The sequence below is a fragment of the Roseomonas sp. OT10 genome, assembly GCF_020991085.1.
GTDB lineage: Bacteria > Pseudomonadota > Alphaproteobacteria > Acetobacterales > Acetobacteraceae > Roseomonas > Roseomonas cutis.
This window is the reverse complement of sequence record NZ_CP087719.1, coordinates 1,603,235-1,621,127: the sequence shown is the minus strand read 5'-3', so window position 1 is coordinate 1,621,127 and position 17,893 is coordinate 1,603,235. Positions and strand designations below refer to the sequence as shown.

Here is a 17,893-nt window from a genome sequence, read left to right as displayed (position 1 = left end):
GCATCCCTGGCATGGCTCCTCAACCGTCGGACCTCACCGGCGGCGCGCCACCGCCCCCTGGCGAGCGGCGTGCCCGCTCGCGGGCCAGGGTGAAGAGGCCGGAGCCGACGATCACCGCGGCCCCCGCGAAGGTCCAGACATCCAGCCGGTCGCCGAAGACCCAGTACCCGAAGCCGATCGCCCAGAGCATCTGGCTGTACTGGGTCGGTGCCGTCAGGCTGACCGGCGCCGCCGCCGAGGCGGCCTGGATCAGCACCCCCGCCACGGCCGCCAGCAGCCCGTAGCCCAGCAGCCAGACCCATTGCATCGCGCTCGGCCAGGCGAGGTTCGGCAGCATCAGCGCGCCGCAGACCGCCAGGATGCCGAGCAGGCCGGAGAGGTAGAGGCTCGCCCGGCTCTCCGTGCGGCCCAGGGCGCGCATCAGCACCACCGTCACCGCCCCCGCGAAGCCGCCGATGATGGCCGCGACATGGCCCAGCGTCAGTTCCCGGAAGCCGGGGCGCAGCACGATCAGCACGCCCGCGAAGCCCACGATCACCGCGCTCCAGCGGCGCCAGCCCACCTGCTCCTTCAGGAACAGGACGGAGAGGATGGTCACGAAGGTCGGTAGCAGGAAGAGCAGCGCGAAGGCCTCGGCCATCGGCAGGCGGGTGAAGGCGGTGACGCTGCACACGCTGCCCAGCGCCGCCATCAGCCCGCGCAGCAGCCACAGCCCGCGCCGCCGGGTGGCGAGCAGCGAGCGCCAGGGCATGCCGCGCCCATGGATGAAGGGCAGGACGGAAAAGCCCAGCAACGCCCCGATGAAGGAGACCTGGAAGGGGTCCAGCCCGCCGTGGAGCAGCTTCACCGACGCGTCGCTGACCGCGAAGAACGCATAGGCCAGCAGGGCGAGGACCACGCCGCGCGCGGACGGGCTGTCCATCATGGGGCATTGATTCCGGGGAATGGGCGCCGTGCCAGGGCCCCCGGGTCGGTGGCGATGGCACGGGGCGGGAGGTCGGAGGCCTCGAACGTTTCCCCGGCAGGTCCCGTCTAGCCCAGCCCGCGGGCCCCGGCCACCGTGCGGCGGGGCATGGCAGCCCCGCCGCACGCCATCGTCAGGCCCCGAGCCCGCCGAGCAGGCAGTACTTGATCTCCAGGTAGTCCTCGATCCCGTACTTCGAGCCCTCGCGCCCCAGCCCGCTCTGCTTCACGCCGCCGAAGGGTGCGACCTCGCTGCTGATGATGCCCTCGTTGATGCCGATGATGCCGCTCTCGATCGCCTCGGCCACGCGGAAGATGCGGCCGATGTCGCGGGCATAGAAATAGGCGGCCAGGCCGAACTCGCTGGCGTTGGCTAGGCGGACGCCCTCCTCCTCCGTGCGGAACTTGAAGAGGGGCGCGACGGGGCCGAAGGTCTCCTCGCGGAAGATCAGCGCGTCGTCCGGCACGTCGGTCAGGACGGTCGGCTGGAAGAAGTTGCCGCCCTTCTCGTGGCGATGGCCGCCGGTCAGGATCCTGGCGCCCTTGCCGGTGGCGTCGGCGATGTGCTCCTCCACCTTCTCCACCGCGTCGGCATTGATCAGCGGGCCCTGGGTCACGCCCGGCTCCATGCCGTTGCCGACCTTGAGCGCCTCGACCGCCGTCTTCAGCTTCGCGGCGAAGGCGTCGTAGACCCCCTCCTGCACGAGGATGCGGTTGGCGCAGACGCAGGTCTGCCCGGTGTTGCGGTACTTCGACGCCATGACGCCCTGCACCGCCGCATCCAGGTCGGCATCGTCGAAGACCAGGAAGGGCGCGTTGCCGCCCAGCTCCATCGAGGTCTTCTTGATCGTCGCGGCGCACTGCTCCAGCAGCTTGCGCCCCACCTCGGTCGAGCCGGTGAAGGAGAACTTCCGCACGATCGGGTTGCCGGTCAGCTCCGCCCCCGTCTCGGACGCGGCGCCCGTCACCACGTTGCACACCCCCGGCGGCATGCCGGCGCGCTCGGCCAGCACGGCGATGGCGAGCGCGGAGAAGGGTGTCTGCGAGGCCGGGCGGATGACGCCCGTGCAGCCCGCGGCCCAGCCCGGCCCGGCCTTGCGGGTGATCATGGCGGCGGGGAAGTTCCAGGGGGTGATGGCCGCGAAGACGCCGATCGGCTGCTTCATCGCCAGGATGCGTGAGCCCTGCTTGAAGGTCGGGATCATGTCGCCGTAGACGCGCTTCCCCTCCTCGGCGAACCACTCGAAGAAGGCGGCGGCATAGGCGACCTCGCCCTTGGCCTCGGCCAGCGGCTTGCCCTGCTCGGCCGTCATGATGGCGGCCAGGTCGTCCGCGTTCTGGTGCATCAGGTCGTGCAGCTTCCGCAGGATGGCGGCCCGCTCCTTGGCGAGCAGGCCGCGCCAGGCCGGCAGCGCCGCCTCGGCCGCCTCGATCGCCTCGCGCACCTCGGCGGCGGAGAGGGAGGGGACGCTGCCGATCACTTCGCCGGTCGCGGGGTTCTTCACCGCGATGGTCTTGCCGGAGGCGGCGGCGTTCACCCAGCGGTCGCCGATCCGGTTCGCCTGACGGAACAGGTCGGGGTCCTTGAGAACGAGCTTGCTGACCGTATCGAGCATGGCGCCTCTCCTGGGATGATGCGCCGACAGATGGGCCGTCCGGCGGCCCATGTCACGCCCGTCCCCTGTCGACGGAATCCTCCTGGTCAGGACAGGATGTCGTGGGACCTGGGTCCGCAAGGAGTTCGCATGCGCCTCGTCCCGCTGGGCTTCCTGCTCCTGCTGGCCGCCGCCCCCGCCGCGGGGCGGGCGCCGGCCGACTTCCCACCCCGGCCGGAGGCGCTGTTCGCCCTCCTGGACCAGGCCTGGCGGTCCCTGCCGCCGGAGTCGCGCGGCCGTTGGCAGCCCCTCCTCTCCCCGCCCTTTCCCGCCCGCTGGCCGCCGGCGGGACGTGGGGCCGTCGCCTACGAGGCCTATGCCGTCCGGATCGAGCCGGGGCTGGTGGATGCGGTGCGGATCGCGCGTCCCTGGGCGCGGGTGGAGGCCGCGCCGGGAGGGCCGCCCCGGCTGCTGCCGTCCGGCACGCCGGAGCCGTTGGGAATCCAGGGTGTCCGCCCGATCCGGCCGGACGACGCCACCGCCCCCCCGGCCGATCCCCGGCTCGCCACCCTCCTCGCCTCGCTCGACGCCCTCCCGCCGGAGGGGTCGGAGGCGGCCCTGGTCCTGCGCCGGGCCTATTGCGGCTGGCGAAAATTCAACGGCGTGATCGCGGCCGTGCTGGCGGAGGCCAGCGCGACCTTCTTCGCCTGGTTCGCCTGCCGCTGACAGTTCATGCGGACGGGGGGATGACGTGCCCCGTGGTGCTGTGATGTTCGGGCGTCGGACCGGGAGGGGACGCCGTCCCCTCCCAGACCCTCCCCTGCCGGGGCCACAAGCGGGCCCCGGTCCCCGCTGGGAGTTGGCTCTTCGCGGTGGGCGTCAGCCTGCGGGCTCAACCCTGACGGAACGCGGACAGGCGGGACTCCAGAAGAAATCCAGCAGGCGTCAGCGCGAGCGGACCTCGTACCCGCCGAGGAGCATGGCTCCTCGGCGCCGCGACCCCGTATCCGGCTGTCCCGCGGCAGCACCCTCCGGGTCCAGGGCCCGCAGGGTCCTGGCGGAGTGGGGGTACGGGGGCGAGGCGGAGCCTTGCCCCCGGGTCACGGGCGCCAGCCACGCCGGCACGGACCGGCGCATCCTGCCGTCCACACTCACTCCACCGTCACGGCCTTGGCCAGGTTGCGCGGCTGGTCCACGTCCGTGCCCTTCAGCACGGCGACGTGGTAGGCCAGCATCTGCACCGGGATGGCGTGCAGGATCGGCGCCACGAAGGGATCGACCTCCGGCAGCACCACCACGCGCTCGGCGAAGCGGCGCAGCGTCGGGGCGCCCGTCGCGTCGGTGAAGGCGATGATCCGCCCGCCGCGCGCCGCCGCCTCCTGGAGGTTCGACGCCGTCTTCTCGAACAGCGGGCCGCTCGGGCAGAGCGCGATGACCGGCACGGAGGCGTCGATCAGCGCGATGGGTCCGTGCTTCATCTCGCCGGCGGCATAGCCCTCGGCATGGATGTAGGAGAGCTCCTTGAGCTTCAGCGCCCCTTCCATGGCGATCGGGAAGAGCGAGCCACGGCCGAGGTAGAGCACGTCCCGCGCCTTCGCGACCTCGGCGGCCACCGACTCGATCTCGGAGGAATCCTCCAGCAGCCGGGCCGCGTGCTCCGGCACCTCCAGCAGCGCGGCCGTCAGCCGTGCCTCCTCGGCCGCGCCGATGGTCCCCCGGCTGCGGGCGAAGTTGATGGCGAGGCAGGCCAGGACCGAGAGCTGCGCGGTGAAGGCCTTGGTCGAGGCGACGCCGATCTCCGGCCCGGCGACGGTCAGGAGGGACGCATCGGCCTCCCGCGCCATGCTGCTCTCCGGCACGTTCACCACCGCGACGGTGGCCTGCCCGCCCTGGCGCAGCAGGTGCATCGCCGCCAGCGTGTCCGCCGTCTCGCCCGACTGGCTGATCATCAGCGCCGCCGCGCCCGGGGTCAGGGGCGGGTCGCGGTAGCGCAGCTCGGAGGCGACGTCCGCATCCACGGGAACCCGGGCCAGCGTCTCGATCCAGTAGCGGCCGACCAGCCCGGCCAGGTAGGCGCTGCCGCAGCCGGTCAGGGTCAGGCGCGGCAGGGTGGCGGGGTCGAAGGGCAGGTCGGGCCGGCCCACCGCGCGGGTGCCGGCATCGACGTACTGCGCGAGCGTGTCGCCGATGACGACCGGGTGCTCGTGCAGCTCCTTCTCCATGAAGTGCCGGTAGTTGCCCTTGCCGACCGCGGCGCCGGAGAAGGCGGAGACGCGGATCTCCCGCTGCACCGGCCGGTCCTGGGCATCGAAGAAGCGGGCGCCCGCCTCGTCCACCGCCGCCCAGTCGCCCTCCTCCAGATAGGCGATGCGCCGGGTCAGCGGCGCCAGGGCCAGCGCGTCGGAGCCGACGAACATCTCCCCCTCGCCGTAGCCGACGGCCAGCGGCGCCCCCTGCCGGGCGGCCAGGAGCTTACGCGGGTGCCCGGCGAAGATGGCGGCGAGCGCGAAGGCGCCGTGGACGCGCTTCAGCGCGCCGGCGAAGGCAGCCTCCGGCTCCTGCCCCTGCGCCAGGTTGCGGTCGAGGAGGCGCGCGAAGGTCTCGGTGTCCGTCTCCGTCTCGAACTCGGTGCCCTCGGCCTCCAGCTCCGCGCGCAGCGCGGCGTGGTTCTCGATGATGCCGTTGTGGACGACGGACACGCGGGCCGTGCCGTGGGGATGGGCGTTGCGCTCGGTCGGCGCGCCATGGGTGGCCCAGCGGGTGTGGCCGATGCCGGTGCGGCCCTCGAGCGGCGCCCGCTCCAGCACCTCGGCGAGGTGGAACAGCTTGCCCTCCGCCCGGCGGCGCTCGATGTGGCCGTTCACCAGCGTCGCGATGCCGGCGCTGTCATAGCCGCGGTATTCCAGGCGCCGCAGCGCCTCCAGCAGCCGCGGCGCGGCGTCCTGCCGCCCGACCACACCGACGATGCCGCACATGGCCCCTACCCCTTCTTCCCCGTGACGCCGCGCCCCGGGACACTGCGCCCCGAGACACCACGGCCGGGCTTCGTGGCCTGGCGCCCGCGCGCGATGGCCAGCGCGTCGTCCGGCACGTCGTCGGTGATCACGCTGCCCGCCGCGACCAGCGCCCGCGCCCCGATCCGGACCGGCGCGACCAGCGCCGTGTCGGAGCCGATGAAGGCCCCGGGGCCGATTTCCGTGCGGTGCTTGGCGCGGCCGTCGTAGTTGCAGGTGATCGTTCCGGCTCCGATGTTAGCACCGGCTCCCACCACCGCGTCACCCAGATAGGTAAGGTGGCTGGCCTTCGCCCCCTCTCCCAGCACGGCGGCCTTCAGCTCCACGAAGTTGCCGACATGGGCCGAGGGCTCGATCACCGTACCCGGGCGCAGCCGGGCGAAGGGGCCGATCACGGCGCCGCGCCGCACGATGCAGCCCTCGAGATGGCAGAAGGGGCGGATCTCCACCCCGTCCTCCACCGTCACGCCAGGGGCGAAGACGACGTCCGGCCCCACCGTCACATCCTGGCCCAGCCGCGTGTCGTGGCTGAAGGTCACGCTCTCCGGCCGGGCCAGGGTCGCGCCGCCGGCCATCGCCGCCTCGCGCAGGGCGCGCTGCACGTCCGCCTCGGCGGCGGCCAGCTCGGCGCGGCTGTTGATGCCGCGGCACTCCGCCTCCGTCGCCTCCGCCGCGACCGCGCGCCGCCCGTCGGCGCGGCACAGCGACACCACGTCGCCCAGGTAGTACTCCCCCGCCGCGTTGTCGTTGCGGACCCGGCGCAGCCAGCCGAACAGCGCATCGCCCGGGGCGCAGACGACGCCGGCATTGCACAGCCGCTCCGCCCGCTCCGCCTCGGTCGCGTCCTTCCACTCCACGATGCGGCTGATGCCGCCGTCGGGGTGCGGCAGCACCCGGCCGTAGCGCGCGGGATCGGCGGGACGCATCGCCAGCAGGGCGAGGTCCGCCTCCTGCCGCCGCGCCAGCATCGCCCGCAGCGTCTCCGGCCGGACCAGCGGGTTGTCGGCGTAGAGCACGGCGACGTCGCCGGGAAAGCCGTCCAGGATCGACGCGGCCTGCAAGGCCGCGTGCGCGGTGCCCAGCCGCTCCTCCTGCACGACGCAGGGATAGGGGTCGGCCACCGCCTCCAGGGCGGGCATGCCGGGACCGACGACGACCACGACATGGTCGAACACCTCCTCGACCGAGGCGACCAGGTGCGAGAGCATCGGCCTCCCCGCGAGCGGGTGCAGCGCCTTGGGCAGGGCGGAGCGCATGCGCGTGCCGAGGCCGGCGGCGAGGATGATGGCGGCGGCGGACATGGTCCGACCGGCCTAGCGGGGATCGCCCGCCCCCGTCCAGACTCCCGCCCGGGGCCCGGCGTCACGTCATGTTGCGGCGCATGACCGGGCGGGGGATACGACGCGCCCATGAGCCGCATCGCCCTCCTCGACCTCGACGGCACGCTGGTGGACAGCGCGCCGGACATCCACGCCGCGCTGGACCGGCTGATGGCCTCCCGCGGCCTGCCGCGCTTCACCCGGGGCGAGGTGGTCCACATGATCGGCGACGGGGTGCGGGTGCTGATCGAGCGGGCCCTGGCCGCCCGCGGCCTGCCCTTCGATCCCGCGGCGCTGGAGCAGTTCCTCCCGGACTACGAGGCGCATGCGCTGGACCTGACCCGCCCGTTCCCCGGCATCCCCGAGGCGCTGGAGGCGCTGCGCGCCGAGGGCTGGCGGCTCGCGGTCTGCACCAACAAGCCGGTCCAGGCGGCGCGGATCGTCCTGGAGCGCCTGGGCCTGATGCCGCTGCTGGACGGGCTGGCGGGGGGCGACAGCTTCGCGGTGCGCAAGCCCGATCCCCGGCACCTGCTGGGCACGCTGGGGCTGATGGGGGTGCCGGAGGGCGTGGTGCCGCCCGGCACGGCGATGCTGGGCGACCACAGCAACGACATCCGCTCCGCCCGCGGCGCGGGGATCGCCCCGGTCTTCTGCGCCTGGGGCTATGGCCTGCCGGAGATGGCCGACGGCGCGCCGGTGGCCGAGCGGCCGCAGGACCTGCCGGCGCTGATGGCGCGCCTGGCCGCCTGACCCCCCGGCGCGCGCCGGGGGGTCAGCGGGTTGCCGTGCCGGTCGCGGCGGGCTCGCCGACCCGCGTCAGGATGATGACGGTGCTGCCGAACCACTTGCTCGGCACCTCCAGGCGCACCGGGATGGGCGGCTCGCCGGGGCGGACCTCCGCCATCCAGGCGTCGCCCTCCTGCGGGCGGCGGTCGCTGGCGTCGTCGTCGAAGCGGAAGCCGGCCAGCAACTGGCCGACGAACCGGCAATGCAGGGCTCGGCCCGACCAGGTGTCGCGGGCGGGCGGGATCATCTCCCAGCCCGCGGTGCGCACGCGGAACTCCGTCAGGCGGCGCCCGTCGAAGGTGCGCGCCTGCCCTTCGCAGCGCCCGGTGCGCCGGATGTCCTGGGCGAGCTGCGCGACGCCGGAGAGCGAATCGATGGTGCCGCGCTGCAGCTCCGGCGCCACCGACTCGCGCTCGCCCTCGTTGGGGGGCACGAGGCTGCGCACCGCCGGCTGGCCGTTGACGTACTCCAGCAATGTCCGGCGCTGCTCGCCGCGATAGGTCCCCTCCGAGCTGAAGCGTGTCGGCCGGGCGCGGTTGTCCACCCAGCGGCCGGTGGTGCGGGAGACCATGTCCGCGCTGACGAAGACCGAGGCGATGCCGCGGGTGCGGTGGCGGACCTCGATGGCGTAGCCATCGGGCGTGGAGAAATCGAACTGCACCGTGGCCTCGACGACCGTCACGCCAGCGGCCTGCACGGCATAGACCGCCTCGATCGGCGCGGCGCGGGCGGCGGCGGGGGCCAGCAGCAGGGCCAGGAGCAGCGAGGGGACGCGCATCCGCACCTCATCGGGAAAGCCCACATATCGGGCCTTCGCCGCGCTTGACACCCCCACGCCCCGCGCATGACGGGAACGTGGCCGGCCCCGGCGCGCGGCGCCGCCCGGCCTTCCCCGGGGGCTTGCGCGCCCCGGCGAAAGCCCATAGAAGCCGCCCCGTTCCGCTGGTTCGGGCGCGTAGCTCAGCGGGAGAGCATTCGCTTCACACGCGAAGGGTCACAGGTTCAATCCCTGTCGCGCCCACCACCCCTACCTCAGACGCTCGCCAGCAGGCCGGCCAGCAGCCGGGTGCGCGGCAGGATGCTGTCCATCCGGACATGCTCGTTCAGCGTATGGATGCCGGCGCCGATCAGGCCCAGCCCGTCCAGCGTCGGCACCCCCATCGCCCCGGTGAAGTTGCCGTCCGAGCCGCCGCCGGCGCTGGCATGGCCCAGGCCGAAGCCCAGCCGCTCCGCCATCGCGCGCGCCCTGCCGTAGAGCGCCAGGACCGCCGCATCCGGCTCCCAGACCGGGCGGGTCACGCCGCGGCGGACCTCCAGCGCCACGTCGCCCGCCTCGGGCCGCAGCCCCAGCATGCGCTCCACCGCGCGGTCCAGGTCGGGCTGGCGCTTGGCCATGGTCAGCGCCTCCGCGTCGCAATGCGTGGCGACGCAGTTCACCCACTGCCCGCCCCGCACCACGCCGACCGAGAAGGTGCACGCCTCCGTCGTCATCGCCTCGATCGCCAGGACCTGGCGGCACATCTCGCGGATGGCGCTGCGCCCATCGCCCAGCGCCGAGCCGGCATGGCTCGGCCGCCCGGTGGTGCGCAGGTTGAAGCGGGCGATGGCGTAGCGCCCCGTCACCACCCCGCCCATGGCCGTGCCGTCGGGGCGCCCCGGCTCCGGCACCAGCACCACGGCGTGGCGCGCCGCCTCCGCCTCGATCAGGTCGCGCGTGGAGGGGCTGCCCACCTCCTCGTCGCTGGTCAGCAGCACGGTCACCGGACGGGAGGTGGCGATGCCCGCCCGGGCGAGCGCGGCGAGCGCCTCCAGCGCCAGCACCGTGCCGCCTTTCATGTCGCACAGGCCCGGCCCGAAGCAGAGCCCGCCCTCCTCCCGGAACGGCAGCACGCCCAGGGTCCCGACCGGATGGACGGTATCGAGATGCGCCAGCACCAGGATGCCGGGAACCTCCCCGGCCTCGCGGTCGGACGGGTGCGGAAGACGGGCACGGACGCAGCCGGCGAAGCCCATGCGGCCGGGGATGCGCTCGATCCGGGCGCCCATCACAGCCAGGTCGCGGGCGGCGAGGTCCATCATGGCCTCCACGGCCGCCGCGTCGAAGGTCGGGCTCTCCTGCTCCACCCAGCGGCGCAGCCGGGCGAGCACGGCGTCGAGGGGGATGTCCAGGGCCAGCGCGTCCATGGGCAAGGGGGCATCGGGCATGGGTTGCATGGGGGTCAGCCTCCGCCCGATGGCGGATAGTGGGCAAGGCCCCCCGTGCCCGCGTAACCTGCCCGGCGCATGAGTGATTCCACCCCGACCGTCCCTCCGGCCCCCCGGCCCCCGGGCGTGCCCCCGCGCCGGATCACGCCGCAGCTCGGCGACATGGCCTGGCGCGGCGACTCGCTGCGGGCCGGCGAGATCATGATCCCCCTGGGCGCGGAGCACGCCGCCGAGCTGCAGGCCGGGCCGGGCGTCGCCACGCCACGGCTGGAGGCGCTGGCGGCCGATCTGGCCGGCCGGCTCGACCATCGCCAGGGCCTCGCTTTGCTCCGCGGCCTGCCCCAGGGGATCGAGCCCACGCTGCTGCTGCAACGGCTGGGGTCCCAGCTGGGCACGCCCGTCGCGCCGGAGGAGGCGGCCAGCGGCTTCGGCGACGTGCTGCTGCTGCAGGTGCCGGAGCCGGCCGAGGCGGTGGTGGTCGCCGCCGCCACGGTCCACAACACGCTGATGGCCGCCGACCGCGCCGCGCTGGCCTCGCTCTACGAGGCCCGCCCCGGCACGGGCACGCCCGTCTTCTGCACCCATGAGGGCGTCTTCGCCGCGCGCTGGCACCCCGCCAAGGAGCCGCCGGACACCCTGCCTCCCGCCTTCCTGGCAGCGATGGAGGAGGCCGGGCTGGCCCTGCGCCTGCCGCTCCAGCGCGGCGACGTGCTGGCCACCAACCCGTTCCTGGTCTGGCCCTCGCCCCGCTCCGCCCTCCTGCCCGGCGCGCCGCGGCTGCTGCTCCAGGCCGCGCACACCCGCATGGAGGCCCCGCCCTGGCGGCCGTTGCGCCGCCAGCGGATTCCCGAGGTCGGCGGCTAACCCAGGGAGGGCGCCGCGCAGCCCGGTGCCGGGGAGACGCTCCCACCCGGCGCCGTCCGTACCGGCAGGCGAAGGACAGGACCATGGCCCAGGCCCCCACCCCCCGCGATCCCGCGGCGATCACCGACTATCACGCCCATGTCTACTACCGGGACCCGGCGGAGCGGGACCGGGCCGCCTGGCTGCGCGCGCAGGTGGAGGCCGCCTTTCCGGCCGTCCGGATCGGCCGCTGGCGCGACATGCCGGTGGGGCCGCACCCGGCGCCGATGTTCCAGCTGGCCTTCGAGGCCGCGCTGTTGCCGGCGTTGCTGCCCTGGCTGATGCTCAACCGGCGCGGGCTGGTGGTGCTGCTGCATCCGGAGACGGACAACCCTCTGGCGGACCACCTGCGCCACGCCGCCTGGATGGGCGAGGTGCTGCCGCTGGACGGCAGCGGCCTGCCCGGCACGCTGGAGCAGGAGCCGGGTTGAGCCTGCTGCCGGGCGCTCAGACGACCGGCCGCACCATCTCGAACAGGCTTTCCACCGTGGCGTAGTCGCCGCGGTAGCCGCAGCGGGCGATGGGCCTGGCCGCCGCGGTGTCGAAGATCCCGTCGCGCAGGTAGGCCGGGTCGATGTGCACGCCGACCACCTGGCCGAGCACCAGGTGAGCGCCCGTCTCCTGCCCCTCCAGGTCCTTCAGCGCGATCACCTGCAGCACGCGGCATTCCATCGCCGCCGGGGTGGCGGCGACGCGGGGCGGGCGCACGAGGGTGGAGGGCGCCGATTCCAACCCGGCGAATTCCATCTCGTCCGTGCCCGGCGGCAGGGCCGCGCTGGTCAGGTTCATCGCCTCGGCCAGGTCGCGGGTGGCGAGGTTGCAGACGAACTCCCCCGTCGCCGCGGCGTTGCGGGCGCTGTCCTTCAGCCCCTCGCTGGAGAAGCCGACGATGGGCGGCCGGCTGCTGAACCCGCCGAAGAAGCTGTAGGGCGCGAGGTTCACCCGGCCCCCGGCATCCACCGTGCTGATCCAGCCGATCGGCCGCGGCACCAGGATCGCCTTGAACGGATCGTGCCGCAGGCCGTGGCCGCGCGCCGTCTCGTAGAAATGCGTGGTCATGCCGTCCCGCTCCCCGGCGATCCTCGAAAGGACCAGGGATACGCGGCGGCGCGGCTTGGCGGTAGCTGCTTTGCGACATGCACGGGTGGAGCCCGACGCGTGGACCGGGGCGCATCCCTGCCTGTATGGTCGCCGCCGCTTCCGCGCGCGACCGTGCCCGACCGCCTTCGCTGCCGCCTGCGGCCCCACCGGGCCGACATGGCCCGCCACGCTCCCCCCGCCGGCCCGCCTCGCCAGGCTGCCTCGGAAGGGACGCGGCGCGGCCAGCCGGGCGTTCCGCGGGGCGGGATGGCCACGCCGTGCCAGACCGGGGAATTCCACGACATGAGCCCGACCCGCCTTCCGACCACCCGGCGCCTGCTGCTTGCCGCCGGCCTGGGCCTCGCCGGGCTGCTGGCCCGCCCCGGCCTGCTCCGCGCCCAGGGCGAGGTTCCGCTGCGCATCGGCGAGATCAACAGCTACACGACCCAGTCCGCCTTCACCCTGCCCTATCGCAACGCGATGAACCTCGCGGTCGAGGAGGTGAACGCGGCCGGCGGCGTGCTGGGCCGGAAGCTGGAGCTGATCACCCGTGACGATGCCGGCCGGCCGCAGGATGCGGTGCGCCTGGCGGGCGAGCTGCTGAACGAGCGCAAGGTCGATGTGCTGGCCGGCGCCTACCTCTCCAATGTCGGGCTGGCCCTCAGCGAGTACGCGGCGCAGAACCGCCGCCTCTACGTGGCGGGGGAGCCGCTGACCGATGCCCTGGTCTGGGAGCGCGGCAACCGCTTCACCTTCCGCCTGCGCCCCTCCACCTACATGCAGGCGTCGATCCTGGCGGAGGAGGCGGCGAAGCGCCCGGCGAAGCGCTGGGTGACGGTCGCCCCCAACTACGAATACGGCCAGTCCGCGGTGAAGTGGTTCAAGCAGCTTCTCGGCGAGAAGCGTCCGGACGTGCAGTTCGTGGGCGAGCAGTGGCCGGCGCTGGGCCGGGTGGACGCCGGCGCGACGGTACAGGCGCTGGAGCAGCTCCGGCCCGAGGGCATCTTCAACGTGCTCTTCGCGACCGACCTGACCAACTTCGTCCGCCAGGGCAACACGCGCGGCCTGTTCGAGGGCCGCACGGTCGCCTCCATGCTGACCGGAGAGCCGGAATACCTCGACCCGCTGGGCGACGAGGCGCCGGAGGGCTGGATCGTCACCGGCTATCCCGGCGAGGCGATCGCGACCCCCGAGCACAAGGCCTACGTCGCCGCCTACCGCGCGAAGTTCAACGAGACGCCGATGTGCGGCTCCCTCGTCGGCTATGCGCTGATCCGCTCCATCGTCGCCGGGCTGGCCGCGGCGGGCGGGCTGGAGGTGGACCGGCTGATCGCGGGCTTCCGCGGCGTGCGCTTCGCCACCCCGGTGGGCGAGATCGGCTACCGCCCCATCGACCATCAGGGCACGCTCGGCGTCTTCGTCGGCACCACGGCGCTGGAGCGGGGCCGGGGCGTGATGCGCGACTGGCGCTACGTCCCCGGCGAGTCGCTGCTGCCCTCCGACGAGGCCGTCCGCAAGCTCCGCCCCGCCGACGCCTGAGCCGTGGAGGGCCTCGTCCCGACGCTGCTGACGGGGCTCGCCGGGGCGTCGTCGCTGTTCCTGGTCGCCGCGGGACTGACGATCATCTTCGGCGTCACGCGCATCGTGAACTTCGCGCATGGCAGCCTGACCATGCTCGGCGCGTATCTCGGCTGGAGCATCCTCACCCGGCTGCCGCGCGAGCCGGAGTGGTTCGCGCTGGGCCTGCTCCTCACGGCGCTGGCGGTGGCGGCGATCGGGGCGCTGCTGGAGGTGCTGCTGCTCCGCCGCGTCTACCGCGCGCCGGAGCTGTTCCAGCTGCTGGCCACCTTCGGCGTGGTGCTGGTGGCGCAGGACGCCGTGCTGTGGCTCTGGGGCCCGACGGAGCTGACCCTGCCGCGGCCGCGCTGGCTGCGCGGCTTCGTCGAGATCGCGGGCAGCCGCTTCCCCGTCTTCGACCTGATCCTGATCGGGGTCGGGCCGCTGGTGCTGGGGCTGCTGTGGCTGCTGATGAACCGGACGCGCTGGGGCATCCTGGTCCGGGCGGCGACGCTGGACCGCGAGATGGCGGCAGCCCTCGGCGTGGACCAGCGCCGGCTCTTCACCGCCGTCTTCGCCCTGGGCGCGGGGCTGGCGGGGCTGGGCGGGGCGCTGTCGCTGCCCAGCGCCTCGGCCAACCCGAACATCGACCTCGCCGTGATCGTCGATGCCTTCGTCGTCGTCGTGGTGGGCGGGCTCGGCAGCCTGCCCGGCGCCTTCCTGGCCAGCATCCTGATCGGGCTGCTGCAGGCCTTCGGCATCGTCTGGCTGCCCAAGATCACGCTGGTCCTGGTCTTCCTCATCATGGCGGCGGTCCTGGCGCTGCGTCCCAACGGGCTGCTCGGCCGGCCCCAGGCCGAGGCGCACGCCCCCGCCCCCGCCCCGGTGGTCCGCCCCGCCCCGCCGGCCCTGCGCGCGCTGGGCGCCGCCGCCCTGATGCTCGCGATGGCCGCGCCGCTGCTGGTCGGGCCCTATGCGCTGATCGTGCTGACCGATGCGGCGGTGGCGGTGCTCTTCGCCGCCAGCCTGCACGTGATGATGGGGCCGGGCGGGATGGCCAGCTTCGGCCATGCCGCCTGGTTCGGCATCGGCGCCTATGCCGCCGGGCTGGCGGCGCAGGGGCTGGGCGCCCCCTTCCCGCTCGCCCTGCTGGCGGCGCCGCTCGCGGCCGCGGCGGCGGCGGCCGGGTTCGGGGCGGTGGTGGTGCGGCTGTCCGGCGTCTACCTCGCCATGCTGACGCTCGCCTTCGCCCAGATCGTCTGGGCCATCGCCTTCCAGTGGGTGGAGCTGACCGGCGGCGACAACGGGCTGCTGGGGCTCTGGCCGCCGGAGGCGCTGCGCGACCCGGCCGCCTACTACTGGCTGGCCCTGGCGCTCTGCCTCGGCGCGACGCTGCTGCTGCGCCGCGCGCTCTACGCGCCCTGGGGCTACGCGCTGCGGGCGGCGCGGGATTCCGCGCCGCGGGCGGAGGCGATCGGGCTGGACCTGCGGGCGTTGCGCATCAGCGCGCTGGTGGTGGCCGGGGCGGCGGCGGGGCTGTCGGGCGCCGTCTTCGCCTATGCCAAGGGTGGGGTCTTCCCCACCGCCGTCAGCATCCCGCATTCGGTGGAGGCGCTGCTGATGGTGCTGCTCGGCGGCGTGCAGACCATGAGCGGCCCCATCGTCGGCGCCCTGGCCTATACCGGCCTGGCCGACTGGCTGACACGGGCCACCGACCTGTGGCGCCTCGTGCTGGGGGCGGTGATCATCCTGCTGGTCGTCGCCTTCCCGGAGGGGATCGCCGGCGCCGCGCGGCGCCTCTGGCTGCGGGGGCGGGAGGCGTGACGCTGCTCGTCGCGGCGGGCCTCCGCAAGTCCTTCGGCGGGGTGGCAGCGGTGGACGGGGTGTCCTTCGCCCTGGCCGCGGGCGAGGTGCTGGCGCTGATCGGGCCGAACGGTGCCGGCAAGTCCACCTGCTTCAACCTGATCGGCGGCCAGTTGCGGCCCGATGCAGGCGAGGTGCGGCTGGACGGCCGGCCGGTCACCGGGGCCGGGGCGCGGCGGATGGCACGGCTGGGCGTCGGTCGCACCTTCCAGGTCACCGCCACCTTCGGCTCGATGACCGTGCGGGAGAACGTGCAGATGGCGCTGCTTTCCCACCGGGGCGAGGCCCGGGGCCTCTGGCGCCCGGTGGCCGACCGGCACGCGGAGGAGGCGATGGCGCTGCTCGCCGCGGTCGGGCTGGAGGAGCAGGCGGGGCGGGCGGCGGGGGTGCTGGCCTATGGGGACCTGAAGCGGCTGGAACTGGCCGTGGCCCTGGGCGGCTCGCCGCGCCTGCTGCTGATGGACGAGCCCACCGCCGGCATGGCCCCGGGGGAGCGGACCGCGCTGATGCGCCTCACGCGCGGCCTCGCGCTGGAGCGGGAGGTGGCCGTCCTGTTCACCGAGCACGACATGGACGTGGTCTTCGGCGTCGCCGACCGCATCATGGTCCTGGACCACGGCCGGCTGATCGCCGAGGGCGACGGCCCGGCGATCCGGGCGGATGCGCGGGTGCGGGAGGTCTATCTCGGCACCGACGCCACGGGCGGCGGGGGCTGAGATGCTGACGGTGAGCCACCTGGACAGCCATTACGGCCGGGCGCAAATCCTGCACGGCGTCTCGCTGGAGGTCGCGGCCGGCGAGGCGGTCGCCCTGCTGGGCCGCAACGGCGCGGGCAAGAGCACGCTGCTGAAGACGCTCATCGGCCTGGTCCGCCCCAGCGCCGGCTCCGTGCGCTTCGGCGGGGCGGAGATCGCGGGCTGGGAGCCGCACCGCATCGCCCGGGCCGGGCTGGGCTACGTCCCGGAGGAGCGGCGCATCTTCGCGGAGCTGACCGTGACGGAGAACCTGGAGGTCGGCCGCCAGCCGCCACGGCCGGGCGCGCCGGAATGGACGCCGGCGAAGCTCTTCGCCCTGTTCCCCAACCTCGCCGGCATGCGCAACCGGCCGGGCGGGCGGATGAGCGGCGGCGAGCAGCAGATGCTGACCATCGCCCGGACCTTGATGGGCAATCCGCGCCTGGTGCTGCTGGACGAGCCCAGCGAGGGGCTGGCCCCGGTGATCGTCGAGCAGATGGCCCGCGCCATCCGGGCGCTGAGGCAGGAGGGGCTGACCGTGCTGCTGGCCGAGCAGAACCTGCGCGTCGCCGCGGGCATCGCCGACCGCGCGGTGATGATCGAGGGCGGCCGGGTGGTCTGGACCGGCAGCATGGCGGCGCTGGAGGCGGACGAGGCGGCGCGGCGCCGCTACCTGGCGGTGTGATACGGACGGCGCCATGCCCTAGCTGCTCCAGCGTATGCTGCCCGCCCCCGCGGCTTCCGCCTCGCGCAGGCTTGCCTCCGCCCGTTGCAGGGCCGGGCCGACGGCGGCTTCGGCGGGGTGCCACTGCGACACGCCGATTGCTGACTCCGGCAGCGCCACGGCTGCCCTGACCGGGAGCGCGATGCCGGCCATCAGGTGGGAGAGCGCCTGGGCCAGTGCCAGCGCGCCCTTCGGCGGCGTCCAGGGCAGGAGGATGGCCAGGATCGCCTCCTCGTAGCAGGCCAGCAGGTCCGTCCGGCGCAGCCGGGACCGCACCGCCACGACGACCGCGCGCGACAGCTCCGCGGCCACCTCGTGGCCGTGCCGCGATGCCGCCCGCCGCACGCCGGCAAGGCCAACGAGCAGCAGGCTGCCGGGGCTGGCCTGCCCGTCCTGCAGCTCGCCCAACACGCGGGTGATGCGGTCGAAGGCCGCCCGGCTGGGAATGCCCAGGCGGGGGTCATGCTCCACCAGCTGTCCCAGCACAGGCACCCGCTCCCCCGAGGCACGGGATCGGTCGGCGAGCAGGGCGGCGACCGGGTCCACCACGCTCGCCTCGGGCAGCAGCTCCGTCAGCGTGGTGACGTAGCCGCCGCCGGGCAGGGGGCAGCCGCCCACCAGCAGGCGCTGGTGCGCCTGCGAGTCCCGCTCCAGCTGGAAGCACAGCCCTTCCAGGATCGCCCGCTTGCGGAAGGTGGCGTGCCGCTCCGGCGGGCCATCACCGTACTCGCCCCGATGCGCCAGGAAGTCGATCGCGGGCCAGGTGAAGGCCCCTTCCTGACGATAGGCGTCCGGGAGCTGCAGCACCTCGTGGTAGCGGCGGTTGCAGAGGACGAGCCGCCCGTCCGGATCGTTCACGGCGATGGCCTGCGCGGACCCCTGGAGGACGGGCCGAAGCCGTTCGACATGGTCCAGGGTGATGGGGTGGGCCAGCAGTTCCCGCCCGTCGCCCCTGGGTTCCGCGACGAACGGGGCGGCGGAGCCGTTCCAGGCATCGATGACGACCTGAACGCCAAGTCCGGGTCGTGGCGCATAGCGCAAGGTCGGTGTTCCTGGGCAAGCGAGGAGCATATCCCGCCATCACGGGCTACCGCCGGCCGCTTCTAGCGGCCTTTGCTGCACCGCAAAAGATATTCTTACGCAGCCGGTC

General features: G+C 74.0%; 16 protein-coding genes and 1 tRNA gene. 9 read left to right on the top strand and 8 right to left on the bottom strand.

The genetic code is table 11. The features are described from left to right. Positions 1 to 19: 19 nt before the first annotated feature. On the bottom strand, positions 20 to 925 hold the full coding sequence (locus LPC08_RS07490; protein ID WP_230452079.1) for a DMT family transporter: 906 nt from the start codon (positions 923 to 925) through the stop codon (positions 20 to 22). Between the two features lie 172 nt (positions 926 to 1,097). Continuing rightward, complete coding sequence (locus LPC08_RS07485) at positions 1,098 to 2,579, bottom strand: NAD-dependent succinate-semialdehyde dehydrogenase (protein ID WP_230452078.1); 1,482 nt, start codon at positions 2,577 to 2,579, stop codon at positions 1,098 to 1,100. A 129-nt stretch (positions 2,580 to 2,708) separates the two neighbouring features. On the opposite strand from LPC08_RS07485, the gene LPC08_RS07480 reads away from it, so the two are divergent. Continuing rightward, a complete protein-coding gene (locus LPC08_RS07480) occupies positions 2,709 to 3,284 on the top strand; it encodes a hypothetical protein (RefSeq protein WP_230452077.1) in 576 nt (191 codons plus the stop codon). A gap of 425 nt (positions 3,285 to 3,709) precedes the next feature. Here LPC08_RS07480 and glmS read toward each other — a convergent pair whose 3' ends face one another. Together glmS and glmU are read right to left on the bottom strand one after the other, a co-directional pair. After that, the gene (gene glmS, locus LPC08_RS07475) at positions 3,710 to 5,533 is read right to left on the bottom strand and encodes a glutamine--fructose-6-phosphate transaminase (isomerizing) (RefSeq protein WP_230452076.1); all 1,824 of its coding nucleotides are present in this window, start codon (positions 5,531 to 5,533) and stop codon (positions 3,710 to 3,712) included. A gap of 5 nt (positions 5,534 to 5,538) precedes the next feature. Further along, positions 5,539 to 6,873 carry a bifunctional UDP-N-acetylglucosamine diphosphorylase/glucosamine-1-phosphate N-acetyltransferase GlmU gene (gene glmU, locus LPC08_RS07470; RefSeq protein ID WP_230452075.1) on the bottom strand — a complete coding sequence of 445 codons (1,335 nt, stop codon included), beginning with the start codon at positions 6,871 to 6,873 and terminating at the stop codon, positions 5,539 to 5,541. 108 nt (positions 6,874 to 6,981) lie between these two features. Here glmU and LPC08_RS07465 point away from each other — a divergent pair, with 108 nt between their 5' ends. Continuing rightward, on the top strand, positions 6,982 to 7,641 hold the full coding sequence (locus LPC08_RS07465; RefSeq protein ID WP_230452074.1) for an HAD hydrolase-like protein: 660 nt from the start codon (positions 6,982 to 6,984) through the stop codon (positions 7,639 to 7,641). 22 nt (positions 7,642 to 7,663) lie between these two features. Here LPC08_RS07465 and LPC08_RS07460 read toward each other — a convergent pair whose 3' ends face one another. After that, a complete protein-coding gene (locus LPC08_RS07460) occupies positions 7,664 to 8,455 on the bottom strand; it encodes a DUF3108 domain-containing protein (protein ID WP_230452073.1) in 792 nt (263 codons plus the stop codon). A gap of 171 nt (positions 8,456 to 8,626) precedes the next feature. Here LPC08_RS07460 and LPC08_RS07455 point away from each other — a divergent pair. Then, positions 8,627 to 8,701: transfer RNA gene (locus LPC08_RS07455), tRNA-Val, on the top strand. A gap of 8 nt (positions 8,702 to 8,709) precedes the next feature. Here LPC08_RS07455 and LPC08_RS07450 read toward each other — a convergent pair. Further along, on the bottom strand, positions 8,710 to 9,882 hold the full coding sequence (locus LPC08_RS07450; protein ID WP_230452072.1) for a M20/M25/M40 family metallo-hydrolase: 1,173 nt from the start codon (positions 9,880 to 9,882) through the stop codon (positions 8,710 to 8,712). Between the two features lie 126 nt (positions 9,883 to 10,008). Here LPC08_RS07450 and LPC08_RS07445 point away from each other — a divergent pair, with 126 nt between their 5' ends. Both LPC08_RS07445 and LPC08_RS07440 read left to right on the top strand, forming a co-directional pair. Further along, a complete protein-coding gene (locus LPC08_RS07445) occupies positions 10,009 to 10,746 on the top strand; it encodes a hypothetical protein (RefSeq protein WP_230452071.1) in 738 nt (245 codons plus the stop codon). A gap of 83 nt (positions 10,747 to 10,829) precedes the next feature. After that, positions 10,830 to 11,216 carry a DOPA 4,5-dioxygenase family protein gene (locus LPC08_RS07440; protein WP_230452070.1) on the top strand — a complete coding sequence of 129 codons (387 nt, stop codon included), beginning with the start codon at positions 10,830 to 10,832 and terminating at the stop codon, positions 11,214 to 11,216. A gap of 16 nt (positions 11,217 to 11,232) precedes the next feature. Here the strand turns inward: LPC08_RS07440 and LPC08_RS07435 are convergent, their stop codons facing one another. Continuing rightward, positions 11,233 to 11,844, bottom strand: coding sequence for a flavin reductase family protein (locus LPC08_RS07435; protein ID WP_230452069.1), 612 nt, complete (start codon positions 11,842 to 11,844; stop codon positions 11,233 to 11,235). 324 nt (positions 11,845 to 12,168) lie between these two features. Here LPC08_RS07435 and LPC08_RS07430 point away from each other — a divergent pair, with 324 nt between their 5' ends. The 4 genes from LPC08_RS07430 to LPC08_RS07415 are packed head-to-tail and all read left to right on the top strand — an operon-like array spanning position 12,169 to position 16,704. After that, on the top strand, positions 12,169 to 13,404 hold the full coding sequence (locus tag LPC08_RS07430) for an ABC transporter substrate-binding protein (RefSeq protein WP_230452068.1): 1,236 nt from the start codon (positions 12,169 to 12,171) through the stop codon (positions 13,402 to 13,404). Positions 13,405 to 13,407: 3 nt separating this feature from the next. Then, positions 13,408 to 15,246 carry an ABC transporter permease gene (locus LPC08_RS07425; RefSeq protein ID WP_230452067.1) on the top strand — a complete coding sequence of 613 codons (1,839 nt, stop codon included), beginning with the start codon at positions 13,408 to 13,410 and terminating at the stop codon, positions 15,244 to 15,246. After that, positions 15,243 to 16,001 carry an ABC transporter ATP-binding protein gene (locus tag LPC08_RS07420; protein ID WP_230452066.1) on the top strand — a complete coding sequence of 253 codons (759 nt, stop codon included), beginning with the start codon at positions 15,243 to 15,245 and terminating at the stop codon, positions 15,999 to 16,001. Before LPC08_RS07425 ends, LPC08_RS07420 begins: the two co-directional genes overlap by 4 nt. Before the next feature lies 1 nt (position 16,002). Continuing rightward, the gene (locus LPC08_RS07415; RefSeq protein ID WP_230452065.1) at positions 16,003 to 16,704 is read left to right on the top strand and encodes an ABC transporter ATP-binding protein; all 702 of its coding nucleotides are present in this window, start codon (positions 16,003 to 16,005) and stop codon (positions 16,702 to 16,704) included. An 18-nt stretch (positions 16,705 to 16,722) separates the two neighbouring features. Here the strand turns inward: LPC08_RS07415 and LPC08_RS07410 are convergent, their stop codons facing one another. Further along, a complete protein-coding gene (locus LPC08_RS07410) occupies positions 16,723 to 17,784 on the bottom strand; it encodes a sensor domain-containing diguanylate cyclase (protein WP_230452064.1) in 1,062 nt (353 codons plus the stop codon). Between the last annotated feature and the right edge of the window lie 109 nt (positions 17,785 to 17,893).

Excerpts from the sequence above, each read along its gene's own strand:
- LPC08_RS07415 (WP_230452065.1), top strand. The coding sequence starts at position 16,003 with ATGCTGACGGTGAGCCACCTGGACAGCCATTACGGCCGGGCGCAAATC.
- LPC08_RS07490 (WP_230452079.1), bottom strand. The coding sequence starts at position 925 with ATGATGGACAGCCCGTCCGCGCGCGGCGTGGTCCTCGCCCTGCTGGCC.
- LPC08_RS07450 (WP_230452072.1), bottom strand. The coding sequence starts at position 9,882 with ATGCCCGATGCCCCCTTGCCCATGGACGCGCTGGCCCTGGACATCCCC.
- glmS (WP_230452076.1), bottom strand. The coding sequence starts at position 5,533 with ATGTGCGGCATCGTCGGTGTGGTCGGGCGGCAGGACGCCGCGCCGCGG.
- LPC08_RS07465 (WP_230452074.1), top strand. The coding sequence starts at position 6,982 with ATGAGCCGCATCGCCCTCCTCGACCTCGACGGCACGCTGGTGGACAGC.
- LPC08_RS07430 (WP_230452068.1), top strand. The coding sequence starts at position 12,169 with ATGAGCCCGACCCGCCTTCCGACCACCCGGCGCCTGCTGCTTGCCGCC.
- LPC08_RS07435 (WP_230452069.1), bottom strand. The coding sequence starts at position 11,844 with ATGACCACGCATTTCTACGAGACGGCGCGCGGCCACGGCCTGCGGCAC.
- LPC08_RS07440 (WP_230452070.1), top strand. The coding sequence starts at position 10,830 with ATGGCCCAGGCCCCCACCCCCCGCGATCCCGCGGCGATCACCGACTAT.
- LPC08_RS07480 (WP_230452077.1), top strand. The coding sequence starts at position 2,709 with ATGCGCCTCGTCCCGCTGGGCTTCCTGCTCCTGCTGGCCGCCGCCCCC.
- glmU (WP_230452075.1), bottom strand. The coding sequence starts at position 6,873 with ATGTCCGCCGCCGCCATCATCCTCGCCGCCGGCCTCGGCACGCGCATG.
- LPC08_RS07460 (WP_230452073.1), bottom strand. The coding sequence starts at position 8,455 with ATGCGCGTCCCCTCGCTGCTCCTGGCCCTGCTGCTGGCCCCCGCCGCC.
- LPC08_RS07485 (WP_230452078.1), bottom strand. The coding sequence starts at position 2,579 with ATGCTCGATACGGTCAGCAAGCTCGTTCTCAAGGACCCCGACCTGTTC.